The sequence below is a fragment of the Amycolatopsis sp. NPDC049691 genome (assembly GCF_040675005.1).
GTDB lineage: Bacteria > Actinomycetota > Actinomycetes > Mycobacteriales > Pseudonocardiaceae > Amycolatopsis.
On the sequence record NZ_JBFANX010000016.1, the window covers coordinates 26,354 to 49,352 of the forward strand.

The 22,999-nt window shown below is 72.0% G+C and carries 18 protein-coding genes; 12 read left to right on the plus strand and 6 right to left on the minus strand.

Features of this window, described 5'->3' with window-relative positions; all coding sequences use genetic code 11:
• Nucleotides 1-51 precede the first annotated feature (51 nt).
• From AB0J40_RS31280 to cydC, 4 genes are read left to right on the plus strand one after another with little or no spacing between them, the layout of a single operon-like run.
• Nucleotides 52-1,212, plus strand: a complete 1,161-nt coding sequence (locus tag AB0J40_RS31280) for a cytochrome ubiquinol oxidase subunit I (RefSeq protein WP_364459968.1) — start codon at nt 52-54, stop codon at nt 1,210-1,212.
• A 3-nt stretch (nt 1,213-1,215) separates the two neighbouring features.
• Complete coding sequence (locus tag AB0J40_RS31285) at nt 1,216-2,184, plus strand: cytochrome d ubiquinol oxidase subunit II (protein ID WP_364459971.1); 969 nt, start codon at nt 1,216-1,218, stop codon at nt 2,182-2,184.
• Nucleotides 2,185-2,192: 8 nt separating this feature from the next.
• Entirely contained in the window at nt 2,193-3,752 is a 1,560-nt protein-coding gene (gene cydD, locus AB0J40_RS31290; RefSeq protein ID WP_364459974.1) for a thiol reductant ABC exporter subunit CydD, read from the plus strand.
• Nucleotides 3,749-5,341, plus strand: coding sequence for a thiol reductant ABC exporter subunit CydC (gene cydC, locus AB0J40_RS31295; protein WP_364459977.1), 1,593 nt, complete (start codon nt 3,749-3,751; stop codon nt 5,339-5,341). Before cydD ends, cydC begins: the two co-directional genes overlap by 4 nt.
• Here the strand turns inward: cydC and AB0J40_RS31300 are convergent.
• The gene (locus tag AB0J40_RS31300; protein ID WP_364459980.1) at nt 5,277-6,179 is read right to left on the minus strand and encodes a glucosyl-3-phosphoglycerate synthase; all 903 of its coding nucleotides are present in this window, start codon (nt 6,177-6,179) and stop codon (nt 5,277-5,279) included. The two genes, cydC and AB0J40_RS31300, sit on opposite strands and share 65 nt — an antisense overlap.
• 51 nt (nt 6,180-6,230) lie before the next feature.
• Here AB0J40_RS31300 and AB0J40_RS31305 point away from each other — a divergent pair, with 51 nt between their 5' ends.
• Nucleotides 6,231-6,905 carry a lysophospholipid acyltransferase family protein gene (locus AB0J40_RS31305; protein WP_364459981.1) on the plus strand — a complete coding sequence of 225 codons (675 nt, stop codon included), beginning with the start codon at nt 6,231-6,233 and terminating at the stop codon, nt 6,903-6,905.
• Between the two features lies 1 nt (nt 6,906).
• Here the strand turns inward: AB0J40_RS31305 and AB0J40_RS31310 are convergent, their stop codons facing one another.
• The gene (locus tag AB0J40_RS31310; protein WP_364459984.1) at nt 6,907-7,623 is read right to left on the minus strand and encodes an SDR family oxidoreductase; all 717 of its coding nucleotides are present in this window, start codon (nt 7,621-7,623) and stop codon (nt 6,907-6,909) included.
• 70 nt (nt 7,624-7,693) lie between these two features.
• On the opposite strand from AB0J40_RS31310, the gene AB0J40_RS31315 reads away from it, so the two are divergent.
• Nucleotides 7,694-8,536, plus strand: coding sequence for a LysR family transcriptional regulator (locus tag AB0J40_RS31315; protein ID WP_364459987.1), 843 nt, complete (start codon nt 7,694-7,696; stop codon nt 8,534-8,536).
• Here AB0J40_RS31315 and AB0J40_RS31320 read toward each other — a convergent pair.
• From AB0J40_RS31320 to AB0J40_RS31330, 3 genes are read right to left on the minus strand one after another with little or no spacing between them, the layout of a single operon-like run.
• Nucleotides 8,505-9,089 (minus strand): TIGR00730 family Rossman fold protein, encoded by a 585-nt coding sequence (locus AB0J40_RS31320; protein WP_364459990.1) that lies wholly within the window; start codon nt 9,087-9,089, stop codon nt 8,505-8,507. The genes AB0J40_RS31315 and AB0J40_RS31320 overlap by 32 nt on opposite strands.
• A complete protein-coding gene (locus tag AB0J40_RS31325) occupies nt 9,089-9,874 on the minus strand; it encodes a TIGR00730 family Rossman fold protein (protein WP_160698159.1) in 786 nt (261 codons plus the stop codon). The genes AB0J40_RS31320 and AB0J40_RS31325 overlap by 1 nt, the downstream gene beginning before the upstream one ends.
• A 9-nt stretch (nt 9,875-9,883) precedes the next feature.
• Nucleotides 9,884-11,716, minus strand: coding sequence for a glycoside hydrolase family 9 protein (locus tag AB0J40_RS31330; protein WP_364459993.1), 1,833 nt, complete (start codon nt 11,714-11,716; stop codon nt 9,884-9,886).
• 113 nt (nt 11,717-11,829) lie between these two features.
• Between AB0J40_RS31330 and AB0J40_RS31335 the strand changes: the two genes are divergently transcribed.
• The 6 genes from AB0J40_RS31335 to AB0J40_RS31360 all read left to right on the plus strand — a co-directional run bounded on the left by AB0J40_RS31335 (nt 11,830) and on the right by AB0J40_RS31360 (nt 22,172).
• Nucleotides 11,830-13,104 (plus strand): helix-turn-helix domain-containing protein, encoded by a 1,275-nt coding sequence (locus AB0J40_RS31335; protein WP_364459996.1) that lies wholly within the window; start codon nt 11,830-11,832, stop codon nt 13,102-13,104.
• Between the two features lie 255 nt (nt 13,105-13,359).
• Nucleotides 13,360-15,384 carry a M4 family metallopeptidase gene (locus AB0J40_RS31340; protein WP_364459999.1) on the plus strand — a complete coding sequence of 675 codons (2,025 nt, stop codon included), beginning with the start codon at nt 13,360-13,362 and terminating at the stop codon, nt 15,382-15,384.
• 75 nt (nt 15,385-15,459) lie between these two features.
• Complete coding sequence (locus AB0J40_RS31345; protein ID WP_364460002.1) at nt 15,460-16,725, plus strand: helix-turn-helix transcriptional regulator; 1,266 nt, start codon at nt 15,460-15,462, stop codon at nt 16,723-16,725.
• Between the two features lie 305 nt (nt 16,726-17,030).
• Nucleotides 17,031-19,295, plus strand: coding sequence for a M4 family metallopeptidase (locus AB0J40_RS31350; RefSeq protein WP_364460005.1), 2,265 nt, complete (start codon nt 17,031-17,033; stop codon nt 19,293-19,295).
• Nucleotides 19,296-19,380: 85 nt separating this feature from the next.
• Entirely contained in the window at nt 19,381-20,985 is a 1,605-nt protein-coding gene (locus AB0J40_RS31355) for a M28 family metallopeptidase (RefSeq protein WP_364460008.1), read from the plus strand.
• A 134-nt stretch (nt 20,986-21,119) separates the two neighbouring features.
• Entirely contained in the window at nt 21,120-22,172 is a 1,053-nt protein-coding gene (locus tag AB0J40_RS31360; protein WP_364460011.1) for a chitinase, read from the plus strand.
• Here AB0J40_RS31360 and AB0J40_RS31365 read toward each other — a convergent pair.
• Nucleotides 22,169-22,969 carry a DUF3152 domain-containing protein gene (locus AB0J40_RS31365; protein ID WP_364460014.1) on the minus strand — a complete coding sequence of 267 codons (801 nt, stop codon included), beginning with the start codon at nt 22,967-22,969 and terminating at the stop codon, nt 22,169-22,171. The genes AB0J40_RS31360 and AB0J40_RS31365 overlap by 4 nt on opposite strands.
• Nucleotides 22,970-22,999 lie beyond the last annotated feature (30 nt).

Below are 22,999 nucleotides of genomic sequence, written 5' to 3' on the forward strand. Positions count from 1 at the left end.
GTCTACACGTCGCCTTGCTACATGTAGGCAGTCTATGTGTAGCCTGGCTACATGAACGCTCTCCCGGTCGCGAGACTCCAGTTCGCGACGACGACTTCGTTCCACTTCTTATTCGTGCTGCTCACGCTGGGGTTGGTCACGCTGGTGGCCGTGATGCAGACGCGCTGGACGCTCGGCGGCAAGCCCGAGCTGCTGCGGATGACGCGCTTCTGGGGCCGCCTCTACGTCATCAACTACGCGCTGGGGATCGTCACCGGCATCGTGATGGAGTTCCAGTTCGGGCTCACCTGGACCGGGCTGTCGGCCTTCGCCGGCGACGTCTTCGGTGCCCCGCTGGCCATCGAGACGCTCGTCGCGTTCTTCCTCGAGTCGACGTTCCTCGGGCTGTGGATCTTCGGCTTCGGGCGCCTGCCCAAGGGGCTGCACCTGGCGCTGATCTGGCTGGTGACGCTGACCGCGTACGCGTCGGCGCTGTTCATCATGCTGGCCAACTCGTTCCTGCAGAACCCCGTCGGCAGCCGCCTCGAAGGCGGCGTGCTGCACCTCGACGACTTCGGCGCCCTGTTCTCGAACCCGGCGCTGGTCGCGTCCCTCCCGCACGTGCTCAGCGCCGCGCTGGTGACCGGCGGGTTCTTCGTCGTCGGTGTCAGCGCGTGGCACTTCCTCAAGCGCACCACCGAGGTCGAGTTCTTCCGCCGCTCGATGCGGATCGGTGTCGTCGCGGCGCTCGTCGGCTCGATCTTCGTGGTCAACCAGGGTTTCGCGCAGTTCGGCCGGCTGAAGATGTACCAGCCGGACAAGCTGAACGAGAACGTCGTCGGGATGCCGCTGGGCGCCATGATCGGGCTCGGGTTCCTGATGTTCGCCTGCGCGCTGCTCGGCACGCTGCTGCTGGTCCGGAACTGGCTCACGAAGGCGCGGTTCCTGCACTACCTGATGGTCGCGGCGATCCCGCTGCCGTTCGTCGCGGCGATCATGGGCTGGCTGGTCCGCGAACTCGGCCGCCAGCCGTGGCTGGTCTGGGGGAAGCTGCGCACCGCGGACGCGATCGCGGGCGTCCCCGCCGGCCAGATCCTGTTCTCCTTCATCGCCTTTTCCGTGCTGTTCGCCGCGCTCGCGGTCGCCGACTGGGTGCTCATGGCGCGCGTCGCCAAGCGCGGCCCGGACCCGGTCGAAGAGCCCGCCGCACTGCCCGTCCTGAGCGGAGTCTGACCGATGGTGACCTTCTGGTGGTGCGTGCTCGGCCTGCTGACCTGCGGGTACTTCGCGCTGGCGGGCTACGACTACGGCGTCGGCATGCTGCTGCCCGCGTTCGAGGCCGACGAGCGGAAGCGGCGGCTGACGCTCGGCGCGCTCGGGCCGTTCTTCCTGGCCAACGAGGTGTGGCTGGTGGCCGCGGTCGGCCTGCTCTTCGGCGCGTTCCCGCACCTGGAGGGCAGGGTCTTCAGCGGGGCGTACGTCCTGGTCGTGACGCTGCTGCTCGGCCTGGTCACGTTCACGGCGTCGATGCAGCTGCGCAGCCGCCGCCCGGACGCGCGCCGCGGCGCCTGGACGGCGGGCATCGTCGGCGGCGCGCTGGTGACGGCGCTGTCGTGGGGCCTGTTCCTCGGCAACCTGGTGCTCGGGCTGCCGCCGATCGCCGACGTGCTCGCGTTCTTCAACCCGTACGCCGTGCTGTGGGGGCTGGGGTTCGTCGCGCTGTTCTGCTTGCAGGGCGCGGCTTTCCTCGCGGTCCGGGCGCCCGCGGAGCTGACCGGCCGCGCGGTGCGGCTGGCGCGCGCGTTCCTGCCGCCCGTGTCCGCGTTCCTGGTGGTCGCGACGGGCTGGGGGTTCTTCGCGCTGGACGGCGTGACGGCGCTGGGCGCGGGGGTGGCCGCGCTGGCTTTCGCCGCTCTCGCCGGGGTCTGGCTCGGGTTGCGGACCCGCCGGTACCGGGTGGCGCTCGTCGGGTCGATGGTGCTCGCGGCGTGCCCGGCACTGCTGGCCGGGACGCTGCGGTTCCCGACCGTCCTGGTGTCTTCGGGCACCGCGCTGACCGTCGGCGACGCGGCCACGGCGTCCGGGACCTTCGGGGTGCTGGGCTGGTTCGCCGCGCCCGCGTTGGTGGTGCTGCTCGTCGTGCAGTGGCTGACCTGGCGCGCGCACCGGAACCCCGTCGACCAGCGCTCGCTGCTGCACTTCTAGGAGTTCCCGTGCCCGCTCTGCCCGGACTCCGGCGGTACCTGTCCGTACTCGCCGCGCTCGCGGTGCTCACCGCGGCCGCGGTGCTGCTCCAAGCCGAAGGGCTGGCCACGCTGCTCACCGGCGGCGGGGTCTCCTCCTTCCTCGTCGTGGCCTTGCTCGGCCGGGTCGCGCTCACGTGGAGCCACGGCGTCCTCAGTGGACGGTTCGCGGCCGCGGTGCGCGGCGGGCTGCGGCGGCGGCTGCTCGGCTCGTCACCGGAGCGCGCCGGCGTCGTCGCGACGCAGGTCACCCGGGGGGTCGACGCGACGGACAGCTACCTGACGGGGTACCTGCCGTCGCTGGTCGTCTCGGTGGTGGTGCCGATCGCCGTGGTGGTGCGGCTGTTCACCACGGACCTGGTGTCGGCGCTGGTCGTGACGGCGACCCTGCCGCTGATCCCGGTGTTCGCGATCCTCGTCGGGAAGCACACGGCCGCGCGGACTTCGCGGCAGTGGTCGTTGCTGCTGAAGCTGGGCGGGCACTTCCTCGACGTCGTGCGCGGGCTCGGCACGCTTCGGGTTTTCGGCCGGGCGTCCGCGCAGGCTTCGACGGTCCGCTCGATGGCGGCCGCCCACGCCGACGCGACGCTGAAGACGCTGCGGGTGGCGTTCCTGTCGTCGCTGGTGCTGGAACTGGTCGCGACGATGTCGGTCGCCTTGGTCGCGGTGCCGATCGGGTTCCGGCTGCTTTCGGGTTCTCTCGACGCCCGGACGGCGCTCTTGGTGTTGGTGCTGGCTCCGGAGGCGTACTTGCCGCTGCGGGCGGCGGGCGCGAAGTTCCACGCGGCGGCGGAAGGGCTGACGGCGTTGCGAGAGGCGCTCGCGGTGCCGGTGGTCTCTTCGCGCACGGCCGTGGTCACCCGGCGACGAGGTGCGCCTTCGATCGTCTTCGAGCGGGTGTCGGTTCGCTACGCCGGCGTTCCCGCTTTGTCCGAAGTGGACTTTTCGCTGCCGTCCGGTTCGCGGGTGGCGCTGACCGGGCCCAGCGGGTCGGGGAAGAGCACGGTGCTGGCCGTGTTGCTGGGGTTCGTGCCGCCTTCTTCCGGCCGGGTGCTCGTGGACGGCGTCGACCTGCGTTCCTTGTCCCCCTCGGACTGGCTGGCCGACGTGGCCTGGGTCCCGCAGCGGCCGACGTTGTTCCGGGAATCCCTGGCGTCGAACATCTCCCTGGGCTCGGCGGCCGACGTTCCCGCCGCCGCACGGGCGGCCGCGCTGGACTCGGTGGCCGCGGGGTTGCCCGCCGGGTTCGACACCCCGGTCGGCGAGCTGGGCGAGGTCCTGTCGGCGGGCCAGCGTCAGCGCGTCGGTTTGGCACGGGCGCTGGCGCGGACTTCGGCGGGGCTGGTGCTGCTCGACGAGCCCACGGCCCGGCTCGACTCCCGCACGGAGTCCGCGGTGCTGTCGGCGACGCGGCGGCTGCTGCCCGGCCGGACGGCGGTACTGGTCGCGCACCGGCCCGCGATGCTCTCGCTGGCCGACCGGGTGATCGAGCTGCGCGACGGGCGCGTGGGCGCGGAGGTGGCGGCGTGAGCATCTGGGCTCTGTCCACAAGGGACGTCCTGCGGCTTCTCCGTGCCGCTCTTTTCGGTGCTGGCGCCGAACTCGCCGCCCTCGCGCTCATGGCCACCGCCGCGTGGCTGCTCCTGCGCGCCGCCGAGCGACCCCCGCTCGGCGCCCTGACCGTCGCCATCGTCGGCGTCCGGACCCTCGCCCTGCTGCGCGGCGGTCTGCGGTACGCCGAACGGCTCGCCGGGCACGAAGTCGTCCTGCGGTGGCTCGGCGCCCTCCGGACCCGCGTCTACCAGGCCCTCGTGCCCGGCTCGGGGTTGTCCGGCGGCGACCTCGTCACCCGGCTCGTGTCCGATGTGGACGCACTGCAGGACGCCGTCCTGCGGTGGCTGCTGCCCGCGGGTGTCGCCGCGCTCGTCGCGGTGGTCGCCGTCGGGGTCACCGCCACCGCGTCGATCGGAGCGGCGGGGGCACTGGCGGGCGGGCTGCTCGTCGCCGGCGTCCTGCTGCCGTGGCTGGTCGCCCGGATCACCAGGCGGGCCGCTCGCGAAGACGCTCCGAAGCGGGCCGAACTCGCCGAACGCGCGGTCGAACTCGTCACCGGGCACCGGGAACTCGTCGCCGCCGGCGCGCTCGACGACCACCGCGACCGGGCGACCGCGGTCGTCGACCGGCTCGCGCGCAACGAACGGACCGTTTCGTGCAAAGTCGCCGCGGCGGCCGCCGCCGGGACGCTGGTCCAGCTGGTCACCACCGTGGCCGTCGCGCTGCTCTGCCACGCCTCCGTGCCGTGGACCGCGGCCTTGACCCTCGCCGCCTTGACGACCTTCGAGGTCGTCCTCCCGCTGATCGGCGCCGCCCGGCGCGTGCCCGAGATCCGCGCGTCGGCCGCCCGCGTGAAGGCCGTTCTGGAGACGCCCGCGCCCGCCCGAGGCACGCGGAAGGTACAAAGTGGACACTTCCGGCTGGACCGGGCAGGCGTCCGGTACCCGGGGCGTGTCCCCGCGTTGCAGCACATCGACCTCGACCTGCCGCCCGGCAGGCGCGTCGGGATCCTCGGCCCCAGCGGCGCCGGGAAGACGACCCTCCTGCGGCTCCTGCTCGGCAGCGAGACCCCCACGGACGGTCAGGTGCTCCTCGACGGCCACCCGCTGACCGACTACGCCGACCTGCCCACGCTCATCTCGGGCGCCGAAGCCGACGCGCACGTCTTCCACACGACCGTCCGCGAAAACCTCCTGCTCGCCAAGCCGGACGCGACCGACGCCGAGCTGGCGGAAGCCTGCGCGACCGCCGGCTTCGACCTCGCTCTGGACCGTGACACCGGCCCGGACGGCGACGCGCTCTCCGGCGGTCAACGCCAGCGGCTGATCCTCGCCCGGGCCGTCTTGGCGGCCCCGAAGGTCCTGGTCCTCGACGAGCCGGTCGAAGGCCTCGATCCCGCGCACGGCGACGCCGTCCTCGCGAACGTTCTGGCGAAGGCGCGCGGCAGCGTCGTCCTCGTCACCCACCGGCCCGAGCACCTGGCCGGGTTCGACGAGGTCCTCACCCTCGAAGACGGGCGAGCACTTCCCGCATCGGCGGCCGGTCCGCGACCCGCACGTCCGTGACGTCCGGCAGCCACTCCTCGTCGACCTGCACGAACTGCGTGAACGGCGCGTCCGCGGCCGGCACGCCGCAGCGCGCCAGCGCCGTGCCCAGTATCTGCCGGGACATCGCTCCCAGCTGCAGCAGCGACCGGTTCCGGTGCTTGCGGACGCCCAGGTTGACCTGCGCGAGCCCGTCGAGGCCGTAGCGGGCCTCGGCGTCGAGCAGCAGCCCGATCTCGACGCCGTACCCGGCCGCGAACGGCACCGACTCGAGGAACTCGCGGGTGCCCGCGTACTCGCCGCCGAGCGGCTGGACCAGCCCGCCGAGCGCCGGGCGCAGCGCCGAGAGCACCGGCCGCGCCAGCAGCTCCGTGACGCGGCCGCCGCCGGTGCTTTCCAGTCGCAGCGGACGGCGGTAGAAGCCCTTGACCAGGTGGACGCCGCTTTCGGTGACCAGCGGGCCGAGCAGCGACGGCACGAACGCCGGGTCCGGGTCGACGAGGTCGGAGTCGAGGAACACGACGATGTCGCCGCTGGTCGCGGCCAGCGAGCGCCACAGCACCTCGCCCTTGCCGGGCACCGGCGGCAGGTCCGGCAGGACGTCCTCGCGGCGCACCACCCGCGCGCCGGCGGCCTCGGCCGTTTCGACGGTGGCGTCCGTGGAACCGGAATCCATGACGACCAGTTCGTCGACGACACTCCCGACGAGGGGGCGGACCGACGCGACGACGCCGCCCACGGTCCGCTCTTCGTCCAGCGCCGGTAGCACGACCGAAACCGTCCGGTCACCCTTCGCGGTCACGATGTCCCCGGGCGTCCACCCGGGCTCCTGCCACGTACGCCGCTCGAACCAACTCACGAGTAACGATCGTGCCATGCTGGTGGCACCGCACCCGAGGAGGAGGACCACTTGATCGCGCTGCTTGTCCGGTTCGTGCTGGGACCGCTGGCCAGGGCGGTGTACCGGCCCGAGGTGCGCGGCGTGGAGAACGTCCCGCTCACCGGCCCGGTGTTGCTGGCCGCCAACCACCGCGCCGCGCTCGACACCGGCGTGATCACGTTCGCGACCCCGCGGCAGGTCAAGTTCCTCGGCAAGGCGGAGTACTTCGCCGGCAAGGGCCTCAAGGGCAAGGCGCTGGCGGGCTTCCTCGGCGGCCTCGGCTACGTCCCGGTCGAGCGCGGCAACGCCCAGGCCGGGCTGGCCGCGCTGGAGGCGGCCCGCAAGGTCCTCGACGCGGGCGGCGTCTTCGCGATCTACCCGGAGGGCACGCGCTCCCTGGACGGCCGGCTGCACCGGGGCCACACGGGCGTCGCGGCGCTGGCGCTGGCGACCGGGGCGAAGGTGGTGCCGGTCGCGCTGACCGGCACCGAAGGCCTCCAGCCCAAGGGCGCGAAGATCCCGCGGCTCGCCAAGATCGGCATCACGTTCGGCAAGCCCCTCGACTTTTCGCGGTACGAGGGCCAGGACTACGCGCCGGCGATCCGCCGATCGGTGACCGACGAGGTCATGTACGCGATCTTGGAGCTCTCCGGGCAGGAGTACGTGGACACCTACCACAAGCGGCCCAGCGAGGGCGTCGCCTGAGTCACCACGGCACCGCGCCCTCGTCGTCGACGAAGGTGCCGGTCGGGCCCTCCGGCGGGATCGTCGCCATCCGGACCGCCGCGACCGCGCCCTGCGCCGGCGTCCGGAACCCGGCGTGGCCGTTCAGGTCGGTGGCGCAATAGCCCGGGCAGACGGCGTTGACCAGGATCCCTTCGCCCCGCAGATCGCGGGCGTACTGCAGGGTCAGCGACGTCAGCGCGGTCTTCGACGGGGTGTAGCCCGCCGAGATCGGCAGCTGGGCGGCGGGATCGGCGTTCCGGGTCAGTGACGCGCCGCTGCTGGAGACGTTGACGATCCGCGGCGCGGCCGACCGGCGCAGCAGCGGCAGCAGCGCGTTCGTGACCGTGACGACGCCGAAGAAGTTCGTCTCGAAGATCGTGCGCAGCGTGTTCAGGTCCGCCGTGCTGGGTCGCTGGTGCGCCAGGTCGGTGCCCGGCGGGCGGGCGACGGCGGCGTTGTTGACCAGCACGTCGAGCCGGCCGTAGCGCTCATCGAGTGCAGCAGCCGCCGCCGCGACCGAGGCGGGGTCGGTGACGTCGAGGACCACCGAATCCGTGCCCAGCTCCGCGGCCGCCTTCTCGCCCAGTTCCGCGTCGCGGGCGCCGATGACGACGGTGTGCCCGAGGGCGGCGAGCTGCGCGGCGATCTCGCGGCCGATGCCCTTGTTCGCGCCGGTGACCAAAGTGATTTCGTCCATGGCTCCAGCACACCAGCGGGCCGCCCGCGCGAGCCAACACCGATGCCGCATCGGCCGATACTCTGGCGGTATGGAGACGCGGGAGCTCGCGTATTTCGTGGCCGTCGCCGAGGAACTGCACTTCGGCCGCGCCGCGCAGCGCCTCGGCATGGCGCAGCCGCCGCTGTCGCGCGCCATCCAGCAGCTCGAACGCCGGATGGGCGTGCCGCTGCTGAACCGCACGAGCCGCGGTGTGAGCCTGACACCCGCGGGCGCGGTTTTCCTTGTGGAGAGCCGCAAAGCGCTCGACGCGGTGGACGCCGCGGTGCGCCGGGCCCAGCGCGCCGGGCAGGAGGTGCCGAAGCTGCTCGTGGCGATGAAGCCCGACGGCGACGCCGGTTTGCTCGCGCGGATCCTCCCCGGTTATCGGGCCGACCCGGACGCGATCGAGGTCGAAGTCGTCGTGTGCGGGGTCGGCGAGCAGTCCCGCATGCTGCGCGACGGCCGCGTCGACCTCGCGTTCCTGCACGGCCCGCACGACGACTGCGTCGGGTTCGACACCGAGCTGCTGCTGGAGCAGGACCAGGTGGCGATGCTCCCCCGTGGCCACCGCCTGGCCGGCCGGTCGGCGCTGGTGCTCGCCGACCTCGACGGCGAGCCGTTCCCCCGGTGGCCCGGCAGCGACGCGCCGGGGCCCGAGGTGCGGGACGCGGGGCAGTTGCTCCAGCTCGTGGCGCTGGGCCAGGTGGTCGCGGTGGTCCCGGAGTCGGCCCGCCGCCACGCCCGCGCGGACATCGTGTGCGTGCCGGTGCTCGACGCGCCCCGGACGTCGGTGCTGCTGGCCTGGCCCGACCGGACGCGCTCGCGGGCGGTGGCCGCGTTCGTCCGGGCGAGCACCGATGTCAGATCCCCGGCGGCTCCTTCGCCCACTTAGGCGGAGCCGGCGGGACGTAGGTCTCGAAGGCGTCCAACAGCGTCGCCGGGTCGGCGTCGGCCATCAGCAGCTTCCGGTAGTCCGCCTTGACGAACCCCTCCGCCACCATGTGGTCGGCGAACGCGAGCAGCGGCCCGTAGTACCCGTCGACGTCGACCAGGCCGATCGGCTTGCCGTGCAGGCCGAGCTGGGCCCACGTCCAGACCTCGAACAGCTCCTCGAGGGTGCCCGCGCCGCCCGGGAGCGCCAGGAAACCGTCGGACAGCGCCGCCATCTTGGCCTTGCGCTCGTGCATGTCCTTCACGACGTGCAGCTCGGACAGCCCGGCGTGGGAGATCTCGACGGTCGAGAGCGCCTCCGGGATCACGCCGATCACCTCGCCGCCCGCCGCCAGCGCCGCGTCCGCCACCACGCCCATCGTGCCGACGCTCGCCCCGCCGTACACCAGGCCGATGCCGCGCTGGGCCAGGAGCTTGCCGAGCGCCGCCGCCTGCTCGGCGTAGCGCGGGGAGAACCCCATCGACGAACCGCAGAACACGCAGATCCGGCTCATCAGTGGGTGTCCTCCCAGGCCTGGTAGGACTCCTGGACCACGCGGACGGCGTCGTCGATGTCGTCGGTGACGTGCAGCAGGTCGAGGTCGTGCGGGCTGATCTTGCCCTCGGCCATGACCGAGTTCTTGATCCAGTCGTACAACCCGCCCCAGTAGGCGCTGCCGAACAGCACGACCGGGAACTTCGTGACCTTCTTGGTCTGCACCAGCGTCAGCGCCTCGAACAGCTCGTCGAGCGTGCCGAAGCCGCCGGGCAGGCAGATGAAGGCCTGCGAATACTTGATGAACATCGTCTTGCGGGCGAAGAAGTACCGGAAGTTGACGCCGAGGTCGACCCACGGGTTCAGGCCCTGCTCGAACGGCAGCTCGATGCCGAGCCCGACGGAGAAGCCGCCCGCCTCGGCCGCGCCGCGGTTGACCGCCTCCATCGCGCCCGGGCCGCCGCCGGTCATCACGGCGAAGCCGGCGTTGGCCAGCGCGCCGCCGATCTTGCGGCCGAGCTCGTACTCCGGGTTGTCGCGCTTGGTGCGCGCCGAGCCGAACACGGTGACCGCGCGCGGGACCTCGGCGAGCGCGCCGAAGCCCTCGACGAACTCGGCCTGGATCCGCAGGACGCGCCACGGGTCGGTGTGCACCCAGTCGCTCGGGCCGCGCGAGTCCAGGAGCCGCTGGTCGGTGGTGCTGCCCTGGTCGCGGCGGTCGCGGCGCAGCACGACCGGGCCCTTGTGCCGCTCCACCGGGCGTTCGGGGTACTGGCCGTCCGGCCATTCAGACTGTTCGCTCACTTCCCCATGCTACGGCCTCGCCGCCAGCGAGAATGCGAGCAGCGCGGTAGAGGTGAAGTCGATGGCGGGCTCGTTGCTGGGCCATGAACTCAGGTCGTCGGCGTAGCGGCTTCCCCGGCCGTCGAGGGATTCATACGGACGGGTGCATTCCTTCGCACCGGCCGGGAACGGCAGATCCGCGAAGTTGCCCGCGCCGTTGGGGCCGTTGACGACCGCGCCGTACAGCACTTTGGAAGGTCCGGCGAGGTTCGCGGCCTGGTGGTGCGGGCACTGCGGCGACGTCGTGCCCACGCCGACCACGAGCGACACGCCCCAGGCGTTCGCACCGAGCGTGAAGTCCCGTTGCTGTGCGCCGAAGGCCGCGTACCGGGTGTCGCCGGTGACGCGCTGGTACAGCCGCGCGGTGGCGGCGAAGCCGAAGCTCTTGCTGGCGGCGTCGAAGTCGGTGACGTCGACGGCGGTCCGGAATGGACTCTTCTTCGCCTGGTCGACACCCGCGTCCAGCTGACGGCGCAGGTCCGCGGCCAGCTCCCGGACGCCGAGCGCGGCGCCGGGGACGCGGGTGCGCAGCAGCCCGGCGAGGTCGGCGTGCGCGAGCGCGCTGGTGTCGTAGAGGTTCAACGTGCTCGTGTCGTCGCCGGCGATGTAGGCCTTCGCCCACTTCGCCGCGTCACGGGCCCAGCCGGTCGCGCGGGGGTCGTCGAGGGCTCGTGCCGCGAGCGCGAGCTGCGTCGCACCGAGTTCCAGGTCGTCCGCCCAGGACGACTCCGGGTAGTAGGCGTGCGGGAACGCGCTGACGAGCTCGCCGACGTCCGTCGTCTTGGCCTGGGCGAACACCGCGGCGGCTTCGGCCAGGTAGTGCCGGGCCAGCTTCGGGTCGCGGTGGGCCTGCACCTGCGCGCCGAGGGCGAACGCGGCGGCGACGCGGCCGGCGAGGTTCGGCGACAGCGGCGCGCCCGCCGGGGCGGCCGGGAACACCGGGCGGTACTTGACGAAGTACGCGGGGTCGCCGGGCTTGACGTCCAGCGCGTCGTCGTCCTGCGGGTTGCGCCAGACGTCGTGGTCGCCGAGGAAGCCGAACTCCTCGCTGCCGGTGCCGATGCCGACCTGGGCGTAGAGGGTCTTCGTCCGGCCGTCCCACATCTTGTCGAGCCAGTCGAGCCCGAACCGGACTTCCTTCGCCAGCACCGGATCGGGGTCGTCACGCAGCACGAAACCCAGTTCGGCGAGCGAATACGCGGTGTTGGACGTGAACTTGACGAAGTCGCCCGCGTCGACCCAGCCACCCTCGACGTCGACCGGGCCGCCCTGCGGTTTCAGCGGTTCGACGATTTCGTCGCCCCCTTCGCCGGCGAACTTCGGCTCGGCGTACACGGTCGCCTTCTGGTCCGCGAGGTGCGACGGCTTGCGGCCGAGACGGCCGGGGATGACGTCGTGGCCGTCGCGCTGGGCCTGGAAGAACTCGGTCGTCGCGCGCACGAGCGGGCGGAACAGGCGCCTCGCGGTGTCGATCCGGAACGGCGGCGACGTCGCGCCGGCGGCCCGCACGCGGTACGTGCCCGGACGGTCCAGAGTGGACAAATCGAGGTCGTACACGGCCGGGTAACGCGGGTTCCAGGCGCCGAGGCTCGCGCCGGTGCGGCCTTCCCGGACGGTGTGGCCGCGCTCGTCGACGACGCTGAACTTCCCCGGCGCGCCACCGAGCAGGTACGCGTGCTTCGCCTCGCCCAGCGCGTAGCCGACTTGGTCGACGCGCACCTCGGCCGGGGTCGCGGCTTCGGCCGGAGCGGCGGCGAGGGGCACGGCGAGCGCGGCCGCCGTCGCGAGGGGAAGCAGGCGCATGATCGGCCTCCACTTTGTTAGGAAAGTTTCCTATTTAACGCTAGCCTGCTCGCGGCCGGAGAGTCAATATGTCCGTTTCCCCGGCTTCACGAACGATGACCTACCGTGGGGAGATGACCGAACCGCTCGGCGCGCGGATCCGGCGGCTGCGCACCGACCGGGGGTGGACCCAGCGCGAGCTGGCCGAGCCGGGCTACGACCGGGGCTTCCTCGCGAAGGTCGAGACGGGCAGCCGTCCGCCGTCGGAGGAGATGCTGGCCTACCTGGCGCGCCGGCTCGGGCTGACCGTCGACGAGCTGCGGTTCGGCCGCCCGCCCGGCATCGCCGAGGAGCTGCGCGCGGCGCTCGACGAGGGGTACCGCGACCTCGAACAGGGCCGGGTCGCCCTCGCGGAAGAGCGGTTCGCGACGGTGGCGCGGCAGGCCGCGGGCTACCGCCTCGACGACGTCGAGTGCTACGCGCGGTTCTGCCAAGCCGAGGTGAAGTGGCAGCTGTTCGACGTCTCGGGCGCGCAGAAGGAGCTGGAGCACGCTTCGGAGCTGGAAGAGGCGGCGCCGCCGTGGCTGCGGGCGATGATCGTGCACCGCTGGTCGGGCTGCCGGTACCTGAGCGGCGACGCGGGCACGGCGATCGCGCGCGTCGAAGCGGCGCTCGCCTCCCCGGACCTCGACCCCGACGCCGAGTTGTGCCTGCTCAGCGCGTTGATCCACCCCTTGATGGAGATGGGCGGGCTGCACCGGGCCGAGCGCGCGGCGCACGACGGTGTCCGGTTGGTCCGGGCGGCTTCGCGGCCGGACTTCGTCGCGCGGTTCCACCGGCAGGCGTCGCAGGTGTGGCAGGCGATCGGACAGCCGGACCGGGCCGAGCAGGATCTGATCGAGGCGTGCCGGTTGTTCGCGTCGGTGGGGTTCGACCGCGACGCGGCCCGCTGCCGCTGGGCCCGGGGGTACCTGCTGCGCCGGCTGGGCCGCCTGGAGGAGGCGCGCGCGGAGCTGACGGCGGCGCGCGACCAGCTGGCGGCGATCGGTTCGGAGGAGGGCGTCGCGGGGGCGACGGTCGAACTGGCCGAGGTCCGGCTTCGCCAGGGCGCGCCCGCGGAGGCGGCCGCGCTGGTTTCGGAGGTGTGGCCGCTGCTGGCGCGCGATGTGGAGGCACTGGGGGAAGCGACGGGGTTGCGCGGGCAGATCGCGCAGGCCGCAGGGGACCTCGAGACGGCGACCCGGCTGTTGCGCGAGGCGGCGGAGATCCAGACGGGGGCGTCGCTGCACGGGGCGGCGGTTTCGACGGCACTGCGGCTCGGTGACGTGCTCCGACAACGTGGTCATCTGACCGAGGCCATCGAGGCCTACCGGCGCGGCCTCGACTCGGCGGCGGGCACCGAGGGCTGATCCACCGGACCACCGGGCTCAGTGGTCCGAACCAAAGCAAACTCCCTACCAAAGTTGGTGAATTGGTTCAGACCAGTCGCCAACCCCGCCGTTTCCTGCGGTTTCGTCCGCGACGCCGTGATCTTCCCGGCGCCTCGCTAGGCTGTTCGGCCCATTGACCAGCCCACGACCGGAACCTTTACTCGGACGCGTCCGGCGCAATAACAGCAGTTATTCCACCGGTCACACTTCCCGCGTTCCCCGGAAAGGTGCCCCATGAGATCCCCACGAGGGCTGGCGGCGATCGCCGGCCTGGCCCTGACCTTCGCAGCGGTGCCGGCGATCCCGGCCGCCGCCGCTCCCGCACCCGCCGCCCCGCCCGAGGCGCTCGCCGCCCGGGCCGCCGACCAGGCCGCGCTGGGCGGCGTCGACCGGCTCGCCAAGGGGGCCGGCGAAACGTTCGTCCGCACCGGTGTCACCCCCGGTGGCGGCGGCCTCTACTACGCCTCCTACCAGCGCACCTACCACGGCCTGCCGGTCGTCGGCGGAGACGCCGTCGTCGTCGCCGACGGGGCCGGCCGGGTCCGCGGTACCGAAGCCGCGCACACCGCACCCATCTCCGTGCCGACCCGGGCCACGCTCACCGCCGAGCAGGCCACCGCCATCGCCCAGACCAAGGTGTCCACAGTAGACAGCACCACCGCACCGAAGCTCGTCGTGCTCGCCGGGGACGCCCCGAAGCTCGCCTACGAGGTCGTCGTCTCCGGCCACAACCAAAGCCACCCGACCAAGCTGCACGTCTTCGTCGACAGCGCCACCGGCAAGGTCCTCGACACCCGCGACGACGTCCGCGAAGCCGGCACCGGCAACTCCTACTACGCCGGCACCGTCTCGATCGACACGTCCGGCTCGGGCAGCTCCTACTCGATGACCGACCCGGGCCGCCGCGGCATCGCCTGCGGCCGCGAAGGCGGCTCGATCTTCACCAAGAGCAGCAACACCTGGGGCAACGGCTCGGGCACCGACCTCGAGACCGGCTGCGTCGACGCGCTCTACAGCGTCCAGACCGAGTGGAAGATGCTCGGCGACTGGCTGGGCCGCAACGGCATCGACGGCGCCGGCGGTGGCTTCCGCGCCAGCGTCGGCCTCAACGACGTCAACGCCTACTGGGATGGCTCCTCGACCCACTTCGGGCACTCGCAGGACAACCGCCGCCAGGCGACGCCGATGGACGTCGTCGGCCACGAGTTCGGGCACGCCATCTTCCAGACCACCCCCGGCGGCGCCGGCTCCGGCAACGAGAACGGCGGCCTCAACGAGTCCACCGGCGACATCTTCGGCGCGCTGACCGAGGCCTACGCCAACAACCCGGTCGACACTCCGGACTTCACCGTCGGCGAAGGCGTCAACCTGGTCGGCAACGGCCCGATCCGCTACATGTACAACCCGTCGCAGGAGGGCGACCCGAACTGCTACTCGGCGTCCATCCCGAGCACCGAGGTGCACGCCGCCGCGGGCCCGCAAAACCACTGGTTCTACCTGCTCTCCCAGGGCAGCAACGCCTCGCCGGCCAGCCCGACGTGCAACGGCTCCAGTGTCACCGGCATCGGCATCCAGAAGGCGGGCAAGATCTTCTACAACGGACTGCTGAAGAAGACGTCGTCGTGGAACCACCGCGCGGCCCGCAAGGCCACGCTCGAAGCCGCGATCGCGCTCTTCCCCGGCAGCTGCACGGAGTTCAACGCCACCAAGGCCGCGTGGGACGCCGTGAGCGTCACCGCCGTCAGCGGCGAGCCGACCTGCAGCGGCCAGCCGCCGGCCGGCAACGACTACTCGCTGACGCTCTCGCCGACGTCCGCGTCCGTCCAACCCGGACAGACCGCGACCACGACCATCACCACGCGGGTCACCTCGGGCAACGCCCAGACCGTCCAGCTGCTGGCCACCGGGCTGCCCGACGGCGCGAAGGCGACGATCAGCCCGGCGAGGGTCCAGTCCGGCGGCACCGCGACGCTGACCATCACCACCTCGGCGACCACGCCGCAGGGCACCAGCCAGGTGACGGTCACCGGCGACGGCACCGACGCCGACCACACCGCGCAGTTCTCGCTGACCGTCGGCACCGGCACCCCGCCGACCGGCTGCGACGGCCTCGCCGAGTGGGACTCCGCGAAGGCGTACGTGCCCAACGACGTCGTCGGCCACAACGGTCACAAGTGGACGTCCACGTGGTACTCGACCGGTGCCGAGCCCGGCGCGCCCGGCTCGTGGGCCGTGTGGAGCGACAGCGGCGCCTGCTGATCCCTCACCGTGCGGCGGCGGGCGACTCCCCCGCCGCCGCGCGGCCTACCCTGAACCGGTGGAAGGGCGACCCGAGTGAGCGAGAGCGTCGGCGAACGCCTGCGTGAGCTGCGCACCGAGCGCGGGCTCACGCAGCGCGAACTGGCCGGACCGCAGTACTCGGCGGCGTACGTGTCGTCGGTCGAGACCGGTGCGCGGACGCCGTCGGGCGACGCGCTGCGGTTCTTCGCCCAGCAGCTGGGCATCGAGCCGGACGAGCTGCTCGGCGGCAGTTCCCCGCGCGAGCTCATCGAGCTCGACCTGGAGCTGATCGAGACGGCGGAACGCTTCCTGGCCGGCGACGCCCGCCGCGCGATCCCGCGGATGCAGCGGATCCGGCGCCAGGCCGAACGCCTGGACCGGCCGCGGCAGGCGGGGATCGCGCTGCTGTGGCTGGCCGGGTACTCGACCGGCGACGTCCGCACGAAGTACGTCGCGGAGGCCGAAACGACGTTGTCGGGCGAGCCGCCGCCGGTGCGGGCGATGGTCGTGCCGCTGCGCGCGGCGGTGCTGTCCGGCTGGGGCGAGGCGCAGTATTCCCTGCACCTGCTGGAAACCTGCCACGCCGAGCTGCTGCGCGACGGGTACCCGCAGCCGTCGATGCTGCTGACGCTGCGGGCGTGCCTGGCCGAGCGGCACCTGCGTCAAGGCGATCTGGAACGGGCCGCGGAGTACGCCGAGGCGGCGCTGCGGCTCGCCAGGGGCGGTCCGGCGGTGCTGGCCGAGCTGACCCGCAGCCACCTCGAGGTGTGCCGCAGCCACCTGGCGGCCGACCGGTTCGCCGACGCGACCGCGTCGATCGCCGCGGCCTACGACCTGATGCAGGAACGGGCCCTGCACCCGGCGATGGCGCACTGCCTGCTGGCCAGGGCCCGGGTCCGCGGCCGCGCGGGCGACGTCGAGGGCGCGCTGGCCGACCTCGGCGCGGCGCGCGAGACGGCGTGGCCGGACGACGTCCCGGCGATCACCGTCGAGCTGGCGGCGGAGTACCTGGCGGCGGGCCGGCTGCAGACGGCGGCCGCGCTGCTCGACCAGGTCCGCCCGGCCGTCGTCGCGGGCACGGCGCTGGCGGCGGAACTGCGGCTGCAGCTGGGTTCGCTGGCGCGGGCGCGCGGGGACGCCCGGGGCGCGGCGGAGTACCTGCGGGCGGCGGTCGAGCTCGCCACCGGGCTCGGGGCGCGTGGCGTGCTGGTGCGGGCGTTGCGGCCGTTGAGCGAGCTGCTGGGGGAGACCGGAAAGCAGGAAGAGGCCGCGGACGTGTTGCGGAACGGGCTGATCGCGCTGGGCGCCGAAGCCGACTGAATCGATTTCCTAAGCGGCGCTTACGATTCCCGATGATCGAGATCGTCCGGCGTTCGGATGGTGTCCGGGACAGTCCCTACGAAAGTCGTTCCGGCGCGGAATGCGTGGCGAATCCCCAGCACCAGCGGGGTTTGTACGAATTGACCGGCGAATCCGGAACGCGGTGTTGGTCCGTTCGGCGCATTGACGCCCGGAACCACTGATCCTTTACTCGGATGCGTCCGGACGCATACCTGCTGTTGATCCCCGGGACACGTCCCCCTTTTCCTTCGCCACAACCATCCTTCGTGGAAAGGTTGACCTCGATGACCCATCGTGGGTTCAGAACGGGCTTGGCGGCCGCCGCCGGGCTCGCCATGTCGCTCGCGCTGCCGGTGGCCCCGGCGAGCGCGACTCCGGCGGCCCAGCCCGCCGCCCCGGACGTCGCCGCCGCTCGCGCCGCCGACCAAGCGGCCGCCAGTGGGCTCGACGCGCTCAAGCGCGGCCCCGCCGAGTCGTTCCAGCGCGTCGGTCTCACCGCCGGCGGCGGTGGGCTCTTCTACGGCGCCTACCAGCGCACCTACCAGGGCCTGCGGGTCGTGGGCGGCGACGCGGTCGTCGTCGCCGACGGGGCCGGCCGCGTCCGCGGCACCGAAGCCGCTTCCACCGCCCCGATCACGGTCGGGACCCGGGCGCTGGTCGACGCCGCGAAGGCCGCGGCCACCGCGCGCGCTCAACTGCCCACTGTGGACAGTGTGAGCACGCCGGAAAAGGTCGTGCTGGCCGGGGCGAACCCGAAGCTGGCCTACGAGGTCGTCGTCGCCGGGCGTACCGCGACCGCGCCGAGCAACCTGCACGTGTTCGTCGACGCGGCGACCGGCGCGGTGCTCGACCAGCGGGACGACGTCAAGACGTTCTCCTCGGGCGCGCGGACCCAGGCCCAGCCGAGCACGGTGAACGTCGCCGGCACCGGCAACAGCTACTACGTCGGCAACGTCTCCATCGACACCACACAGTCCGGCAGCACCTACACGCTGCGCGACCCCGGCCGCACCGGTATCAGCTGCGGCCGCGAGGGCGGCTCCGTCTACAGTGGACCGGACAACAACTGGGGCAACGGCTCCGGCACGGACCTCGAGACCGGCTGCGTCGACGTCCTCTACAGCGTCCAGACCGAGTGGAAGATGCTCGCCGACTGGCTCGGCCGCAACGGCATCAACGGCAGCGGCACCGGCTACCCGGCGTCCGTCGGCCTCAACGACGTCAACGCCTACTGGAACGGTTCCTCGACGCACTTCGGCCACTCGCAGGACAACCAGCGCCAAGCCACCTCGATGGACGTCGTCGGCCACGAGTTCGGCCACGGCATCTTCCAGTTCACCCCGGGCGGTGCCGGTTCCGGCAACGAGAACGGCGGCATGAACGAGTCGACCGGCGACATCTTCGGCGCGCTGACCGAGGCGTACGCCAACAACGCCAAGGACACCCCGGACTACGAGGTCGGCGAGGGCGTCAACCTCGTCGGCCAGGGCCCGATCCGCTACATGTACCAGCCGTCCAAGGTCGGCGATCCGAACTGCTACTCGTCGTCGATCCCGAGCACCGAGGTGCACGCGGCCGCCGGCCCGCAGAACCACTGGTTCTACCTGCTGGCCGAGGGCTCGAACCCGGGCGGTGGCAAGCCGTCCAGCCCGACCTGCAACGGCTCCAGCGTCACCGGCGTCGGCATCCAGAAGGCCGGCAAGATCTTCTACAACGGACTGCTGAAGAAGACCTCGTCGTGGAACCACAAGGCCGCCCGCAAGGCGACCCTCGAAGCCGCGATCGCGCTCTTCCCGGGCAGCTGCACCGAGTACAACGCCACCAAGGCCGCGTGGGACGCCGTCTCCGTCACCACCGTCAGCGGTGAGCCGACCTCGTGCAGCGGCGGCGGACCGGACTTCTCCGTCGCGCTGAACCCGGCTTCGGGTTCGGTGCAGCCGGGTGCGTCGGCCACCACCACGATCAGCACCGCGATCACCTCCGGCGCGGCGCAGTCGATCACGCTGTCGGCGTCCGGTCTCCCGGCCGGCGCGACCGCGACGTTCACCCCGGCCACGATCCAGTCCGGTGGCTCTTCGACGCTGACGATCGCGACTTCCGCGTCGACCCCGACCGGCAGCTTCCCGGTCACCATCACCGCCGACGGCGCCAGCACCGACCACACGGCGCAGTACACGCTGAGCGTCGGGACGACGTCGTCGTGCGCCCCGGTGACCAACTCGACGCGGCTGAACATCCCGGACTACCCGGCGAGCGCGGTGTCCAGCACCAGCACCGTCAGCGGCTGCGCGCGCAACGCGTCCGGCACCACGAAGGTCGAGGTGCACATCACCCACACCTACCGCGGTGACCTGGTCATCGACCTGGTCGCGCCCGACGGCACCGCCTACCGGCTGAAGAACTCCAGCAGCGACGCCACCCCGAACCTCGACACCACCTACACCGTCAACGCTTCTTCGGAAGCCGCGAACGGCGCGTGGCAGCTCCGCATCCGAGACGTCGGCCCCGCCGACACCGGTTACCTGTCCTCCTGGACGTTGACCGTGTAGCACGCCCCACCCCGTGAAGGCCGCACCCGCCAGGTGCGGCCTTCACGGGCGTCGTCCCCAACCCCCACCGAAGGAATTCACCGCCATGAAGTGGAAGACCAGATTCGGAGCCGGGGTCACCGCCCTGGCCGCCGTCTTGGGCGTCGTGTCCGTGCCCGCGGCGACCGCCGCGCCCGCCACGGCGCTCGCCGCGCCGGACATCTCGCTGGCCAACATCAAGACCCACCTCAACCAGCTGCAGACCATCGCCAACAACAACGGCGGCACGCGTTCGCCGCGCGGCGGCGGGTACGCGGCCTCGGTGTCCTATGTGGAAAACCTGCTGAAGAACGCGGGGTACACGACGACCCGCCAGACGTGCACCAGCTGCATCGGGCAGTCGCAGAACCTGATCGCCGAGTGGCCGCAGGGTGACGCGAGCCAGGTCATCATGCTCGGCGCGCACCTCGACAGCGTGAGTGCCGGCCCCGGCATCAACGACAACGGCTCGGGCAGCGCGTCGATCCTCGAAGTCGCGCTGACGCTGGCCCGCACGAACCCCGCGATGGCCAAGCGCGTCCGGTTCGCCTGGTGGGCCGACGAGGAGTCCGGCCTGGTCGGCTCCAAGTACTACGTCAACAACCTGCCGAGCAGCGAGCGCACGAAGATCAAGACCTACCTCAACTTCGACATGATCGGCTCGAAGAACTGGGGCTACTTCGTCTACGACGACGTCGCTTCGGTCAAGGCGATCTTCGACGAGTACTTCGCCTCGATCGGCATCCAGACCGAGGGCGACAGCGAAGGCGACGGCCGGTCCGACCACGCGTCGTTCAAGAGCGCGGGCATCCCGGTCGGCGGCCTGGCCACCGGCGCCGGCGACATCAAGAGCTCGGCGCAGGCGCAGAAGTGGGGCGGCACCGCGGGGTCGCCGTTCGACAACTGCTACCACCGCGCCTGCGACACGACGGCCAACATCCCGGACACGCCGCTGGAGAAGAACTCCGACGCCATCGGGTACGCGCTCTGGAAGCTCGCCGTCGCCACGACGCAGGGCAACGACTACTCCGTCGCGCTGAACCCCACGGCCGGTACCGTCCAACCGGGACAGTCGCTGCAGGTCGCGGTGAACACCACCACGACGTCCGGAAGCGCGCAGTCCATCTCGCTGTCGGCGTCCGGCCTGCCCGCGGGCGCGACGGCGTCGTTCAGCCCGGCCACCATCCAGTCCGGCGGCTCTTCGACGCTGACCATCTCGACTTCCTCGTCGACCCCGACCGGCACGTTCCCGATCACCGTGACGGCCGACGGCGCCAGCGTCGACCACACGGCGGCGTTCTCGCTCGGCGTCGGGACGTCGTCGTGCGCGCCGGTGACCAACTCGACGCGCCTCGACATCCCGGACTACCCGGCGAGCGCGGTGAACAGCACCGCGAACGTGGCCGGCTGCGCGCGCAACGCGTCCGGCACCACGAAGGTCGAGGTGCACATCACCCACACCTACCGCGGTGACCTGGTCATCGACCTGGTCGCCCCGGACGGCACGGCGTACCGGCTGAAGAATTCGAGCAGCGACTCGACGCCGAACCTCGACACCACCTACACCGTCAACGCTTCTTCGGAGGCCGCGAACGGGGCCTGGCAGCTGCGGATCCGGGACGTCGGCCCGGCCGACACCGGCTACCTGTCCTCCTGGACGCTGACCGTGTGACCCCGGCCTGGGGCGCCCTTCGCCGGGCGCCCCAGGTTGTCTAGACCACCCGTTCGTAGGTAGTCACCGGTTCCCCGCGGCCCATATCGTGAGCGGACACGCCGCGTTCGCCCTCAACGACGATGGGAATCGGTATGTCCGGTCGCAGAAACCGCCTGTTCGGAACCCTTCTGGCAGCGGCTTTGGCCGTCCCGCTGCTCGTGTCGGCCCCCGCGCAGGGGGCGGTGCAGGCCGACACGTGCGCGGTGAAACCGCGGCCCGCGGGCAAGGTCCTCCAGGGCTACTGGGAGAACTGGGACGGCGCCGCGAACGGCGTCCACCCGGGCCTGGGATGGATCCCGATCACCGACACCCGCATGGCCCAGCACGGCTACAACGTCATCAACGCCGCCTTCCCGGTGATCCGGTCCGACGGGACCGTGTTGTGGGAGAACGGGATGGACGCCGGGGTCAAGGTGTCCACGCCCGCCGAGATGTGTGCGGCGAAGGCCGCGGGCGCGACGATCCTGATGTCCATCGGCGGCGCGGCGGCCGGCATCGACCTCTCGTCGTCGACGGTGGCCGACAGGTTCGTCGCCACGGTCGTGCCGATCCTCAAGCAGTACAACTTCGACGGGATCGACATCGACATCGAGACCGGGCTGACCGGCAGCGGCAACATCAAGACGCTCTCGGCGTCGCAGGCGAACCTGATCCGGATCATCGACGGCGTGCTCGCGCAGATGCCGGCGGGCTTCGGGCTCACCATGGCGCCGGAGACGGCGTACGTGACCGGCGGCAGCATCACCTACGGCTCGATCTGGGGCGCGTACCTGCCGATCATCAAGAAGTACGCGGACAACGGCCGGCTGTGGTGGCTGAACATGCAGTACTACAACGGCTCGATGTACGGCTGCTCCGGCGATTCGTACCAGGCCGGGACCGTGCAGGGCTTCACCGTGCAGACGCAGTGCCTGAACAACGGCCTGGTCGTGCAGGGAACCACGATCCGGGTGCCGTACGACAAGCAGGTCCCGGGCCTGCCCGCGCAGCCCGGCGCCGGTGGCGGGTACCTGGCGCCGAGCCTGGTTTCCCAGGCGTGGCGGTCGGTTCCGGGGCTGAAGGGCCTGATGGACTGGTCCGTCAACTGGGACGGCTCGAAGGGCTGGACGTTCGGCAACAACGTCAAGTCGTTACAGGGCCGCTAGGAGTCGCCGGCCGGGATCGGGTCGTCGTACTCGCCCGACGGGCCGGCGTAGGACTTGCCGTCCGGGAACGGCCAGGGGTTCGGGACGCAGCCGTGCAGCCCGAGCGTCTGCTGCTCCATCACCGGCGCCGGCCGGCCCGCGCCCGGGCACAGCTCGTGGCCGTGGCCGAGCCGGTGCCCGGTCTCGTGGGTGACCATGTACTGGCGGTAGACGTCGAGCGGGGCGCCGTAGTTCGGCACGGCGTTGGCCCAGCGGGCGACGTTCAGCACGACGTTGCTGCCGTTGCGGCAGGAGGTGTAGCCGTCCGCGGTGCCGCCGCACAGCTTGTCGCGGCTGGCGGGGGTGGCCAGGTAGATGGTGAAGTCGGCGTCGTCGTCCGGGCCGACCTGCTGCAGCCGCCACTCGCCGCCGCCGGTCCAGCCGCGCGGGTCGCCGAGGATGCCGCGGATCTGCTTCGCGAAGGCGGCGGGGCCGACGCCGTCGATGTCGGTCTCGAGGGCGATCCGGTAGCGCATGAGCTTGCCCCGGGTGCCCGCGACCTCGGCGCTGCCCGGGGTGAACATCCACTGCCCCGAGCCGGTGCGCGGGAACGTGATGGCGACTTCGACGGGCGCGGCCTGGGTGACGGGCGCGGCATCGGCGGGCGGCGGCGGGACGGAGGTGGCTTCGCCGATGGCCATGACGACGGGCCCGGCCGCGGGAGCGGCGACGGGCTGCTGCTCACAGGCGGTGAGGGCCGCGGCCACAGCCACGGCGAGCGCGGCGGCGGCCGCGGCCCGTCTGGCGGTTTTGGGCATGGGTCCTCCCGGGTGCGCGGCTTTCACCGG